Source organism: Paludibacter sp. 221, assembly GCF_010501035.1.
Taxonomy (GTDB): Bacteria; Bacteroidota; Bacteroidia; order Bacteroidales; family Paludibacteraceae; genus QVMH01.
Map to the genome: position 1 here is coordinate 54,550 of NZ_QVMH01000020.1, position 12,639 is coordinate 67,188.

Below are 12,639 nucleotides of genomic sequence, written 5' to 3' on the forward strand. Positions count from 1 at the left end.
ATGAGCGAAAACATATAATGCTCTTGTTTGTTTTACGTATTTTTGTATTCATGCGAACGATAATAGTAAACGTTGAAAAATGTTTGTAGATATTCACTCTCATAAGTTTGCAGTAGATGACATAGGCACAGTAATATATAATGTGCCGATAGCTAAGGCAGATACTATTTTTTGTTCGGATATGAAAGGCTTTTTTTCGGTTGGTTTTCATCCCTGGTATTTAGATGTTTATTCTGCAGAACTGATGGATATGATGAAAATGTGGACTGATGACAGCCGTTTGATTGCCATTGGAGAGTGCGGTTTGGATAAAAACAGCAAGTTTGACATAGAGAGACAAATTGAGATTTTTGAAAAACAAATAAACCTATCCGAAAGTAAACATAAGCCTTTAATTATTCATTGTGTAGGGTGCTATAATGAGCTTTTCGACCTCAGAAAGAGACGAAAGCCTCAGCAGCTTTGGATTATTCATGGTTTCAGAGGTAAACCCCAATTGGCAGAGCAAGCCCTGAAAGCAGGTTGTAGCCTCTCGTTTGGAGAGCATTTCAACGAAGATAGTGTACGGATAACCCCCATTGATAATTTGTATATTGAAACTGACGAGAGTGACATGCCTATTGGCGATATTTATGAAAAAATAGCTATGGTGAAAAAATGTGCTGTGGAGGATTTGTGTGCAGGGAGAGAATTATTGAAAAAGCATAGTCTATAGCTTGTAATTTAGTGTTTTATTTTTAGTACTTATTGGTTTGCAGTTAATATTGTTCGTAAATTATATGATGCGGGAAAAGTTGTTTACCTTTATTTTTGATTTTTCCATCTTTCGTTTAAACTCTTAACCGAAATTTGTGTCTAATGTTATTAGAGAGTTTTTTTAATTGTAGTGAATTTTAATTGTAACATTATAAAAATGATAATATTGTGAAAAAACATTCTATTTTATTCTTTTGTCTACTGCCTTTTTTGCTGTTTTCTTGTGTGAATCAGGAAGGCGAGGGAGGAACAGCCTCTGTTGATGGATTTGTTTATCAGGTATTGCATCCGGATGGAGGTAGCTTTAATCATGAAAAAGATACAATTCCCGCTCAGGATGTCCGTGTATATATCCAATATGGCGATGAAAAACCGTATAGCGACGATATGCGTACAGGCCCTGATGGATATTTCAAATTCAAATATTTACATAAAGGTACCTACAAGGTATTTGCCTATACTGAATATCAGGATGGATTTAAAGAAGCTGTAATAGAAACGGTGACAGTGAAAAAGGGAGAAATCGGTACTGCAGATGATATTTATATCCATACCGGAAAAATGTACGGTAAGACATATATAAGAGGAGAAATAAAGGCTAAGATTACAAGTCTGATTTCACAACCGGCACCTGGTGAGCGGGTTTATATCCGCAAGAAGGGAGCAGAGCAGTATTTTGATGATGTACGCGCCAGCGTAGATGGTGTATTTATTTTTGAAAAAATAGAAGACGGAGAATACGAGATTTTTGCTTTTAGCGAGGCCGACAACAGAGTTCCTTACATTTATGATGATGGTACCGATAAGGGAATCAGGAGTGTAAACGTTACAAATGCAAGTACAACCCCTATAGTTGAGATTGACGCGCCTGTATATATAAAATACCGATAAAGAATAATTTAATAAGAACATGAAAAATACATTTAAGATAATTTCAGCCCTTTCGCTTATCCTGTTTTTTTCGTTTAGCTTATCTGCTCAGGAAGATCAGACAGCAACTTCTAAACGTGAATTTCGGAAAAATTTAGTGATAAAGGAGTATAAAACAGATGCTAAAGGTGGCGACCGGGCTTTGGAAGGGGAGGTGAGATATAACGAGAAAGGTTATAAGGTAGAGGAAATAGAATATGCTCCCTACGGAATGAAGGCGCGTACTACTTACGAATATGATGAAAATAACCGTTGTATTAAAGAAGTATTATACGACGACCGTAATAAGGTAAAACGCATCAGAAAAATAGAATATAACGAGGACGGTACTAAAAAAGCGCACTACAATTATTATCCTAATGGAAGGCTATATTCCTCGAAGCAATTCGAGTATTCCCTTAAATAATACAGTGAAAGAGACGAAAGATGTTTTTCAGGTGATTAATCCTGTTTTGAATGCTTTTGACCCTATCTCGCTCGAAGAGATGGATAAGGTAAAGCTGATGAACAGGATAGATACCAAGTTTCTTATATCGCAGGAGCAGCTTCCGTATCTTCTGAAAAGAGCTTTGGGGCAGTATCGTGTTGTTGAAATCGATGGTTTGCGTGCGTGTCCTTATTCCAGTATATATTTTGATACGGAAGATTTTTATATGTACACGGTGCACCATAATGGTAAGCTGAACCGATATAAAATACGGATGCGCTCATATATTAATTCCGGTATTTCTTTTTTGGAGGTAAAACGCAAGAGCAATAAAGGACGTACTTCCAAAAAGCGTATTAAGATTGATGTAAGAAACTTTCAAGGGGTATTTCTGAATGAAGAAGAGCAAATTTTTATTCAAGAAAAATCACCATTCAGTTATGTAGATTTACGTCCGAGTTTACAAAACTTTTTTAATAGAATAACGCTTGTAGACAAAGATGAAACAGAGCGTGTTACAATTGATGTTAATCTGCAGTTTCGTCCAGTTGGGGCAGAGTCATACAATGGAGTGAATGGTCTTGTTATCATAGAGATGAAACAAGACGGAGCCGCTAAATCGCATTTCAGGGAATATCTGAACGAACTTTCTGTTTTGCCTATAGGGATGAGTAAGTATTGTTTGGGTATGATATTGACAAACCCTGCTGTGAAAAGCAATCGCTTTAAAAAGAAAATACGTTATATTAATAAGTTGACAAACAGTGATTTACTTGCTGTACGATAAAGTGCTTTTTTGTATAAACTTTAAATAAATAATATCATGTTTCAATCCGACTTTCCTGAATATGACTCAAGCATTGCAGAGGAATATGGTGCTGCCGAAGGTTTTTCAGGTCCCGATTTTTTCGGAATTCCCCTTTTCGAAGCGGGTTCTTTATTAGAGCTCATTGTACGTTTTGCTTTCAACTTACTTGTATGTTGGATCATAGTTAAGTATTTTTACTATAAGAAAAGCGGACGCAGAGATTTCTATTTTACCTTTATTCTTTTTTCAGTAGCAATATTCCTGCTTATTTACCTCTTGGATACAGTTAAGCTACAGGTAGGGATGGCACTTGGCTTGTTTGCTATTTTTGGAATTATACGCTACCGTACCGAGCAGGTCTCCATTCGTGAGATGACCTATTTGTTTGTAATCATTGCTATATCGGTGATAAACGGACTGTCTAAAGCTCTTTCGATATCAGAGCTTGTAGCGGCAAATCTTATGTTTATCGTGGCAATTGCAATAATGGAGAGTGCGCGGATAGTGAAACACGTGTCGACCAAAGCCATTCTGTACGAAAAAATAGATTTGATTACTCCCGATAAGTCGGCCGAACTTAAGGCTGACTTGGAAAGGCGTACGGGTATTAAGATACTGAAATATGAAATAGGGCATATTGATTTTCTTCGCGATGTGGCTTTTATAAAAATATTCTATCATCCTGAGCGAAATGAACCTAATTCGATAGATAATATAACCAAAATAAACGACATCTCTTGATGAGAAAAGAAACACGCATATTTTTAATAGCTTCGTTCCTTTTTCTTTGTAGCTTCTTTCAGCTGAAAGCTCAATTGTATGATGCGGGAGGAATTGGTTCTATAGCTTTGTCGAAGGAATTAGGGCAGTTTACCGAGTTGACCTTGGAGCAGGAGCTACGGTTTGATAGGGGTTTTAGTTCTTTGAATCGTTCGTCAACATCCATAGGAGCCGATTTTACAATAATCAGAAGGACGCTGAAAGCCGGAGTTGCTTACGACCTGCATTATAGGAGAAACAGTTCGAATATGTATGAAGTACGCCATCGTATTTCGGCGAGTGTAGTAGGGCAGTATCGTTACGAACGTTTTATCTTCAAGTTGCGAAGCAGAGCACAAGCTACTATTCGCGACGAGAGCAGTGGTGATTATAAATATAATCCTAAATATGTTTGGCGCAATCGCTTAATGGTGGAGTATAACATACGCCGTTCGCCATTTCGGCCATATGTTTCGGGCGAAATTTTTTGTCCGTTAAATAGCGATTATGGCTTTTTCATGGATAGCTATCGCTTAACAATTGGGACAGAGTATAGCCTTTCGAAACGAAGCTCACTCGATTTTCAGTTTCGGTTCGACCAGGATATACAACAGGCTGATGCACGCAATATCCTTTATGGAGGAGTAAGTTGGAACTATTCGTTTTGAAATTTTTTTGCATAATATAAAAGCCATTAAAGTTGTTTCTTTAATGGCTTTTATGTTTGTATATGGAATTGGTTTTTAAAATCAGGTATTCATTCCCCCACAAACGTTTATAACCTGTCCGCTTACATAGCTTGATAGGTCAGAAGCTAAGAAAAGAGTAACTTTTGCAACTTCGTCAGGAGTACCTCCACGACGTAAAGGAATTGTTTCGCTCCATTTAGCACGTTGTTCGTCAGTCAGAGCGTGAGTCATTTCAGTTTCGATAAATCCCGGAGCAATTGCATTGGCACGTATACCGCGCGATCCAAGTTCCTTTGCTACCGATTTAGCAAGGCCTATCATACCGGCTTTTGATGCAGAATAATTAGATTGCCCTGCATTTCCTGATACTCCTACCACCGAACTCATGTTGATAATGCTTCCCGATTTTTGGCGTATCATGATAGGGGTACAAGCATGGATGAAATTGAAAGCTGATTTAAGATTCACATTGATTACAGCATCCCATTGCATTTCGCTCATGCGCATCATTAGTCCGTCTTTGGTAATTCCGGCGTTGTTTACTAAAATATCTATTTGGCCGAATTCTTTGTGAATTTCGTTTACTACATTGTGCGTGTCATCAAATAAAGCTGCGTTGGAAGCATAACCTTTTGCTTTTACACCATAGGCTGCAATTTCTTTTTCGGTTTGTTTAGCATTTTCATCAATATTTAAATCGGTGAAAGCTATACTTGCTCCTTCGCTTGCTAATTTTAAAGCAATCGCTTTACCTATACCACGTGCGGCTCCGGTAACGATAGCGACTTTTCCTTCTAATAACTTCATATTAAATTATTTTTAAAATTTGATTAAAACAGGCGACAAAGATAATCCTTTTTTTCTCAAACTGATGTTTTTTGTGCAAAAACAATGAGGGTATAATAAAAAATGCCGGATAAGCATTAATCTTGTCCGGCATAAGAAAAACTAATAGAAATATTTTTACATTGCGTTGATTTCTTTGTCAATAGCTTCGTATTCTTTATCCATTTTCAGACGATAATAGATATTGCGAAGCATTACTTTGTAGTTCTTTTCAGCAGGCTCCATGCTCGAGGCTTTTGAGTAAAAAGGAATAGCAGCTTTAAATTCTTCGTCAGCCTTAGCATTCTCAGCTCTTCTTTTTTTAGCATCTCTTATTAAATCTGCATCGTCCAAAATTTTAATAGCCTTATTATAATGCAACCTTCCTATTTCAGCATAAGCATTGGCCATAGTAGAATCCAGCTCAATCGCTTTTTCATAAGCCTCAAAAGCTTCATCGATACTGCCGGTCGATTCCAATAAACCACCTTTAACAAAATAATATTGTGCTGATGTAGGATCTCTTTCAATTGCTGTGTTTAAATAATCTAAAGCAACCTGAGCTTGTCCTGAATAGATATAGTGATTAATTAAGTTTTGGATAAACCAAGGTTCGGTCGGAAATTTTTGTGCGCCTTCTTCCAGCGTTTTTACGAAGTTGATAGTATCATTTTCTTTCTTATATTCTTCGTAAAGTAATTGGTATACTGCAACAGGCTCGTAATCTTTATCTTTTAATCTGGTATATAAGTTAATAGCCTTATCACTCATACCCGCATTTGAAGCAGATATGGCTGCATAATACTCAATCATATTGTAAGTCGAGTCTTTTTCTATTTCGTTTTCGCTAAGCGGAAGATCGGGGATTGCCAAAAACACTTCAAATACATCTAATGCATTTTTGTAATCTCTTTTGTCGAACAAGTAAGCTCCGTAGTTAATCAGGTTATAGGTGTAATATTCTTTCACCATAGACTTAATGTCTTTTCTGTGTCTTGGTCTTACTTTACCTTTAGCGTTAGGAAGCTGATCGAGGCTATCTGCTATAACAAAGTAGCGATACGAATCCATTACTGCTTTTCCTTTGTCATCTTCAGATACATTTTCTTTTAAAAGAATTTTACTGTTGTAAGCTTCATTTTCTTTGTATCCGATCAATCCTGCTATATACCAAGTATTAGCCAAATCTTTTGTTGTCTCGTCTACTAAAGCAGGTTTGATATATTCACGTGCTTCTCTAATGTTTGCAAGAGCCTCGTCCGGTTTTGCGGCTTCCATCAAAGCCTTATTTTTTGCTTTACTAACGTTTGACTTTTGCGCGTAAGTAGATGTAACGCTTGCTATCAAAAGTAACGATAAAATCAGTTTTTTCATTTCGTTTACAGTAATAATTTATTATTTATGTTTATTAATTTATTATTGGCTCGCAAAGATATTTAATTTTAATCACAGAGTAATTAAAAATCAATCTTTTTTAATAAAATCAATCCTTTTAACAACGTTATTAAAAGTAAAAGCTCCGGCTAAATAATAAACCGGAGCTTTTGTTACTAATTTTTATGACTAATTATTGTCTTCGGTTTCTTCTGAAGAAACATTTTCTGTGCCGGAATTGTTCATTGCGTTATCCTCAGGATTAAATTCGTTATTCACGCCAGGTTCAACAGCTTCATTCACCTCTATGGTGTCTTCTTCCCGTTCGGTTTCTACCTTACATACCGATGCTATTTCATCATTACGTTTATCAAGGTTTATCAACCGGACTCCCTGTGTAGCACGTCCCATGATGCGTATATCGGCTACTTTTAGGCGAATCACAACTCCTGATTTATTGATAATCATCAAATCGTTGTCGTCATTTACGCTTTTGATTGAAACCAACTTACCTGTTTTTTCAGTAATATTCATGGTTTTCACTCCCTTGCCACCACGCTTGGTTACGCGGTAAACGGGAACAATAGTGCCATTTTCGTCAAGGATACGTTCTCCGTTTTCATCCATTTCGTCGAGCCATGTACGTTTTCCGTAGCCTTTTTGCGAAACCACCATTACGCTTTCTTTCGTATTGTTTGGTACGCAAATCATTCCTACTACTTCGTCTTGTCCGTCTTCGTCAAGAGTCATAGCCCGTACTCCGGTTGCTGTACGTCCCATAGTGCGTACTTGCGACTCGTGGAAACGGATAGCGCGGCCATTACGATTGGCAATAACAACGTGTGTATCTCCATTTGTCAGGCGTACCTGTATTACCTGATCGTCTTCTCTTATTGTTATTGCGTTTACTCCGTTTTGGCGTGGACGCGAATAAGCTTCGAGTGAAGTCTTTTTAATAATACCATTTTTGGTACAGAATATCAGATAATGGTTGTTGATGTAATCTGCGTCATTCAGCCCTTTTACCCTGATGAAAGCATTTACCTTATCATCGGCATCAATATTCAGCAAGTTTTGGATTGCACGGCCTTTAGAGTTTTTGCTTCCTTCGGGAATTTCATATACTTTCAGCCAGTAACATTTTCCTTTTTGCGTAAAGAATAACATTGTATTGTGCATAGATGCAGGGTAGATGTACTCAATGAAGTCTTCGTCGCGCGAATCACTTCCTTTTGAACCAACACCTCCGCGTCCCTGTGTACGGAATTCGGTTAAGGCGGTACGCTTAATGTAGCCTAAGTGCGAAATAGTAATAACCATTTCATCATCCGAATAGAAATCTTCCGGATTAAACTCTTCCGAAGCATATACAATCTCGGTGCGGCGTTTGTCTCCAAATTTGTCTTTTACTTCCACCAGTTCGTTTTTGATAATTTCCATCCGAAGCTCTACTTTGGCAAGTATCTCTTTCAAACGTTCTATCAGGTTCATTACTTCCTCATATTCAGCACGCAGTTTGTCTTGCTCCATGCCTGTCAATTGGCGTAAGCGCATTTCAACAATTGCACGCGACTGAACATCAGATAAGCCGAAACGCTCCATGAGACGTGTGCGGGCTTCTTCAGGTGTTTTAGAGTCCCTGATAATTTGAATAGCTTCGTCCAGATTATCCAGAATAATCATGAAACCTTCCAACAGGTGAGCACGTTTTTCTGCTTCCGAAAGTTCAAACTGGGTACGGCGTGTAACTACCTCGTGGCGATGGTCAACGAAATGACGTATAAGGTCTTTCAAGTTCAACATACGCGGACGTCCGTTCACTAATGCGATATTGTTTACGCTGAACGAAGATTGTAAAGCCGTGTATTTAAATAGTTTATTCAGTACTACGTTCGAGTTGGCATCGCGCTTGATATCAATAACGATACGCATTCCGTCGCGGTCTGATTCATCATTGATATGGGAAATACCTTCTACACGCTTATCTTCAACCAAGGCTACAACCGATTTGATTAACTCTGCTTTGTTTACCTGATATGGTATTTCGTTCACCACTATCTTCTCCCGGCCTGCATCGTCTACCTCAATGTCAACCTTGGAACGAACTACTACGCGTCCGCGTCCTGTTTCAAAAGCCTCTTTCACTCCTGCATAGCCGTATATAATACCGCCGGTAGGGAAATCGGGAGCTTTTATGTATTTTATGAGTTCGGATATTTCTATTTCGTTATTCTCTATATAAGCAATGGTAGCATCTACAGCTTCGGCCAAATTGTGAGGGGGCATATTAGTAGCCATACCTACTGCAATACCGGAAGAGCCGTTTATAAGCAAATTTGGTATGCGTGTAGGCAGTACAACGGGCTCTTTTAATGTATCGTCAAAATTGAGTTGAAAATCGACCGTGTCTTTATTGATGTCAACCAACATTTCTTCAGCTATTTTGCGCAGGCGGGCTTCGGTATAACGCATTGCAGCGGGACTATCGCCGTCGACCGACCCGAAGTTTCCTTGTCCGTCTACCAAGGGGTAGCGCATCGCCCACGGCTGAGCCAAACGTACTAAAGTACCATAAATAGAGGAGTCGCCGTGCGGGTGGAATTTCCCCATTACTTCACCCACTATTCTGGCTGATTTTTTATAAGGTTTGTCGGAGTTGTTTCCAAGTTCGTTCATCCCGAAAAGCACACGGCGGTGCACCGGTTTGAATCCGTCACGCACATCGGGTAACGCACGCGAAACAATTACCGACATAGAATAGTCGATGTACGAAGATTTCATTTCTTCGTCGATATTCACTTTGATAATTCTGTCTTGTTCAATCATCTATCTTAAATTTATAAATACTTTCAAAAAACGCACTAAGGTACTGTTTTTTCGTGAATTAGGCAAACTTTTCGGAAAAAGTTATCAACATTATAATGTGTTTTAAATCAGATGATTATCGCTTTTATTCGTAAATAAAAAAGAACGTTGTGGAAGTGCCTCTACAACGTTCTTTGACTAAATAAACTTATTGAAAAGTTATATTATGATTTTATGATATTCATGTTTATTGTCCGCTGATTTTAGTTTTATAATATATATGCCTGACGGTATGCTGGTTAGTGGTATTTGGAGATATGTGGTTTGTGGCGATTTAGAGAATACTATCTTTCCATTTAGGTTATAGATAGCAGCTTCCAATAAGGGGTACGGAGAATAAATATGGAGTTCGCGGTCTGAAATATATACCTGAGTAACCTTATTCTCTGTTATCGGTATATAATCTCCTGTTGGGCTTGGTGGTATGCTGTTTATATATATTTCCAGATTAGAATAACCGCTTACGGTAATTTGAGCTCCATCGTCAGGGTTATTCGGGTCAAGGCCGTTTTCTAACTCCCAGTAGTCGGGTATGCCGTCCTTATCTGTATCGGTTGGAGCTTCAGCAGCTTTATATTCAGCCCAGCTCCCTACATCGTTTTGAGAATCAATAATTGATAGTTTTTTTGCAACAGAGCCAATATACACAGGCTCTATTTTGCCGCTTGCTTCGTCTATTATTCTTTGGTCGGTAGCATCCAGTCTTGACAACCTTGCGCCTGCATTGGCTAAAACATCTATATACGCCCGTGCTGCAGTGGTTGTAGTCACGTCTTCTACTTCAAAACGAGTATCAGAGCGTTGGTTTGTTTCGCCTCCTTTATAGTTCATTCCTTTATGGTTGTCTTCGTTTACAGCAGTATATGAAGCATCGTCAATATAGTTTCCGCTGACATACCATTGCCCGTACGAATAATCTCCGGTGGTGTAGTATGCTTCAGCAAAATACGATTTGGCAGGCGACGCAGGTCCCGGTTTGTAATAGTTGTTTACCCAGTTGGTGAGGCATGCTCCTCCTTCCTTTTGCGATTCTCCTCCGTATACCGAATTCTTCTTTCCCCAGTTATAAATAACGTTATTCACATAGTCGTTTACTGCCTGTATGTCGTTCGACCGGCTTCCGTTAATACGTGGTGCACGGCTGTAGGCATGCGCTATCAAATTGTGATGATACGATGCATATTGCCCTCCCCACTGCATGCCATAACCTCTTATTCCTTTGGCATGTACCGAACTATACAGGGGTTCGCTTATAATACACCATTGTACTGTTGAGTACTTATTATCGTATACAGTCATATTTTCCTCGATAGACCAGCTAAAGGAGCAATGGTCAACGATAAAGTTTTCTGCATTTTCAATATTTATGCACGAAGCATTGGTCTGTTGCTCGTCGCCTGTACGGAAGCGCAGGTGACGTATAATAAAATTTTTTCCGCTGAAGTATATATTATTCCCCGAAATGCAAATACCATCGCCGGGAGCTGTTTGTCCGGCTATAGTCATGTTGTGCCTGTTGCATTTCAAGCGTTCTTTCAGGTCTATTCGTCCCGCTACGCGGAATACAATAGTAATAGGGTCGTCTCCTTCGGTTTTCAATGCTTTGCGCAGTGAGCCTTCGATGGGTGTTTCACTTTTTTCTTCGTAGTCCTCTAACGTGGTGACTTCGATTACACGTCCGCCTCTTCCTCCTGTAGCATACATACCAAAACCCTCGGCTCCCGGAAAAGCCGGAATTTTCTCAATGGCGGACAAGTGAAACGTAATTATAATCAGAGATAATAAAAAGTGAATTTTTTTCATATAATTTTTATCCTTTTGTTAAGTACTGATACGTTAAATATTTTTTGGAGATTGAAAATGTCATCTATATGCTCCATAGGAGCATAAGTTTGGTGACAATACATAATAACGGGCATTATCTCGTGCCGTAGGTACGAAACTTCTCTTGTAGCAAGTAGCGTACCTACGGCACGCAGAGGCAGTGCTAAAAGCCGGTTATTACCAAACTCCCGTCCCTATGGGACTTTATAATGCAATGATACAAATTGATTATACATGAAGCGGGTACAAATTGTGATATTTTGTGGGGTATTTTGGTTATATGTCGTTTTCTGAGTTGTATCTTTGTGTCTCATTTGTAATCTAAAATAAATGTCGTCTTTTATAACGTTACATCAGGTTGTGTCCCGTATGGTAAACTCTCCGTTTGCTGAGCCTATGAATTGGGTTGTACAGGAGAACGAAGTTTGGGCTATAGTAGGGAAAAACGGTAGCGGAAAGTCTTTGTTGTCGGAAGTAATAGTCGGAAAATATCCTTTAAATACCGGGCTGTGTCAATCATTGTTTGAAAATTTAGTATAGAATCTACTTTAATATATTACAATCATATTAAAGTAGATTCTATTTTCAGTAGTTCTGTCTTTGTTTGTAAATCACTTTCTTTTATTCAAATTTTATTGTTTTCCAACTTGTACCATCATGAAACTGGAGTTTACCACTATTCACTCTTAGTGTGTACTTGTCACTGCTAAGACTCTCTTCTGCCGAATTCATTGAAAGTTGAATACCGGAAGCAAATCCTGTTTTTCCGGCAAAATAACTTTTCTTATTATTTCCAAGTACAATAACACCATAATTTTTTGTGTCCGAGTTCCACAAATTAGGACCTGTTGCACAATAAACGTCGTACATTTTTTTTATTTTAACATCGGGAGATGATATATAGCCGTTGGTTTGAATACCAATAGCAACATTTACAGTCCCTTTCGAATCGGTATAATTGCTTCCATAATAAACGTCCAAGCCTTTCAACCCATTTAAAATACCTTCCCCATCTCCCGTATTTTTACTCGCTCCCGAATAATATGAAACTACGGTCATCCCAACAGAAGTTCCTTCGTTCGTTTTACCTTTTGCCACTTTTGTTTCCATCCTAACCCGCATTGCAGCAGGACTAACATTTCCACCTTGGTATTCGGGAGTATTTACATAGAATCGGGAAACTCCAGTGGCTGATATTGCAGTTGTTTTTTCAGAAGTAAAAAAAGCGTCTGTAATGGTAACATTTCCTTTTCTTTCGATGGAGGCTGTTTTATTCCCCCCTGCATCGATAGTTGTTCCTCTGAGATACCATGCCGTAGTAGCCGGTGTAGGAGGAGCTGTATAGGTGACATAGCTACTTCCATTGTAACTCCAGATAGAAC

Annotated in this window: 12 protein-coding genes; 7 read left to right on the forward strand and 5 right to left on the reverse strand. The window is 38.6% G+C overall.

All coding sequences use genetic code 11. The features are described 5' to 3' along the window. The first annotated feature begins 79 nt into the window (after nucleotides 1–79). From D0T49_RS06250 to D0T49_RS06275, 6 genes are all read left to right on the forward strand, one after another. Complete coding sequence (locus tag D0T49_RS06250; protein WP_163629736.1) at nucleotides 80–715, forward strand: TatD family hydrolase; 636 nt, start codon at nucleotides 80–82, stop codon at nucleotides 713–715. Between the two features lie 209 nt (nucleotides 716–924). Then, nucleotides 925–1,647: a carboxypeptidase-like regulatory domain-containing protein gene (locus tag D0T49_RS06255; RefSeq protein WP_163629737.1), complete on the forward strand. Its 723-nt coding sequence runs from the start codon at nucleotides 925–927 to the stop codon at nucleotides 1,645–1,647. A gap of 19 nt (nucleotides 1,648–1,666) precedes the next feature. Beyond that, nucleotides 1,667–2,092, forward strand: coding sequence for a hypothetical protein (locus D0T49_RS06260; RefSeq protein ID WP_163629738.1), 426 nt, complete (start codon nucleotides 1,667–1,669; stop codon nucleotides 2,090–2,092). Nucleotides 2,093–2,096: 4 nt separating this feature from the next. Continuing rightward, nucleotides 2,097–2,900 carry a polyphosphate polymerase domain-containing protein gene (locus D0T49_RS06265; protein WP_163629739.1) on the forward strand — a complete coding sequence of 268 codons (804 nt, stop codon included), beginning with the start codon at nucleotides 2,097–2,099 and terminating at the stop codon, nucleotides 2,898–2,900. 36 nt (nucleotides 2,901–2,936) lie between these two features. After that, nucleotides 2,937–3,662 carry a DUF4956 domain-containing protein gene (locus D0T49_RS06270; RefSeq protein WP_163629740.1) on the forward strand — a complete coding sequence of 242 codons (726 nt, stop codon included), beginning with the start codon at nucleotides 2,937–2,939 and terminating at the stop codon, nucleotides 3,660–3,662. Beyond that, on the forward strand, nucleotides 3,662–4,348 hold the full coding sequence (locus tag D0T49_RS06275) for a DUF2490 domain-containing protein (RefSeq protein WP_163629741.1): 687 nt from the start codon (nucleotides 3,662–3,664) through the stop codon (nucleotides 4,346–4,348). The genes D0T49_RS06270 and D0T49_RS06275 overlap by 1 nt, the downstream gene beginning before the upstream one ends. A gap of 81 nt (nucleotides 4,349–4,429) precedes the next feature. On the opposite strand, the gene fabG is transcribed toward D0T49_RS06275, so the two are convergent. The 4 genes from fabG to D0T49_RS06295 form a co-directional block, all read right to left on the reverse strand. Further along, the gene (gene fabG / locus D0T49_RS06280; protein WP_163629742.1) at nucleotides 4,430–5,176 is read right to left on the reverse strand and encodes a 3-oxoacyl-[acyl-carrier-protein] reductase; all 747 of its coding nucleotides are present in this window, start codon (nucleotides 5,174–5,176) and stop codon (nucleotides 4,430–4,432) included. Nucleotides 5,177–5,332: 156 nt separating this feature from the next. Then, nucleotides 5,333–6,568, reverse strand: a complete 1,236-nt coding sequence (locus D0T49_RS06285) for a tetratricopeptide repeat protein (RefSeq protein ID WP_163629743.1) — start codon at nucleotides 6,566–6,568, stop codon at nucleotides 5,333–5,335. Between the two features lie 189 nt (nucleotides 6,569–6,757). After that, entirely contained in the window at nucleotides 6,758–9,394 is a 2,637-nt protein-coding gene (gene gyrA / locus D0T49_RS06290) for a DNA gyrase subunit A (protein ID WP_163629744.1), read from the reverse strand. Between the two features lie 198 nt (nucleotides 9,395–9,592). Further along, nucleotides 9,593–11,236: a T9SS type A sorting domain-containing protein gene (locus tag D0T49_RS06295; RefSeq protein WP_163629745.1), complete on the reverse strand. Its 1,644-nt coding sequence runs from the start codon at nucleotides 11,234–11,236 to the stop codon at nucleotides 9,593–9,595. A 351-nt stretch (nucleotides 11,237–11,587) separates the two neighbouring features. On the opposite strand from D0T49_RS06295, the gene D0T49_RS06300 reads away from it, so the two are divergent. Then, on the forward strand, nucleotides 11,588–11,797 hold the full coding sequence (locus D0T49_RS06300; protein ID WP_163629746.1) for an ATP-binding cassette domain-containing protein: 210 nt from the start codon (nucleotides 11,588–11,590) through the stop codon (nucleotides 11,795–11,797). Nucleotides 11,798–11,878: 81 nt separating this feature from the next. Here the strand turns inward: D0T49_RS06300 and D0T49_RS06305 are convergent. After that, a partial coding sequence (locus tag D0T49_RS06305; protein WP_163629747.1) for a hypothetical protein occupies nucleotides 11,879–12,639 on the reverse strand: 761 nt, incomplete at its 5' end.

What these genes read in the sequence shown, in the direction of transcription:
- D0T49_RS06250 (WP_163629736.1), top strand. Translation starts at nt 80, where the DNA reads ATGTTTGTAGATATTCACTCTCATAAGTTTGCAGTAGATGACATAGGC.
- D0T49_RS06260 (WP_163629738.1), top strand. Translation starts at nt 1,667, where the DNA reads ATGAAAAATACATTTAAGATAATTTCAGCCCTTTCGCTTATCCTGTTT.
- D0T49_RS06270 (WP_163629740.1), top strand. Translation starts at nt 2,937, where the DNA reads ATGTTTCAATCCGACTTTCCTGAATATGACTCAAGCATTGCAGAGGAA.
- D0T49_RS06275 (WP_163629741.1), top strand. Translation starts at nt 3,662, where the DNA reads ATGAGAAAAGAAACACGCATATTTTTAATAGCTTCGTTCCTTTTTCTT.
- fabG (WP_163629742.1), bottom strand. Translation starts at nt 5,176, where the DNA reads ATGAAGTTATTAGAAGGAAAAGTCGCTATCGTTACCGGAGCCGCACGT.
- D0T49_RS06285 (WP_163629743.1), bottom strand. Translation starts at nt 6,568, where the DNA reads ATGAAAAAACTGATTTTATCGTTACTTTTGATAGCAAGCGTTACATCT.
- gyrA (WP_163629744.1), bottom strand. Translation starts at nt 9,394, where the DNA reads ATGATTGAACAAGACAGAATTATCAAAGTGAATATCGACGAAGAAATG.
- D0T49_RS06295 (WP_163629745.1), bottom strand. Translation starts at nt 11,236, where the DNA reads ATGAAAAAAATTCACTTTTTATTATCTCTGATTATAATTACGTTTCAC.
- D0T49_RS06300 (WP_163629746.1), top strand. Translation starts at nt 11,588, where the DNA reads ATGTCGTCTTTTATAACGTTACATCAGGTTGTGTCCCGTATGGTAAAC.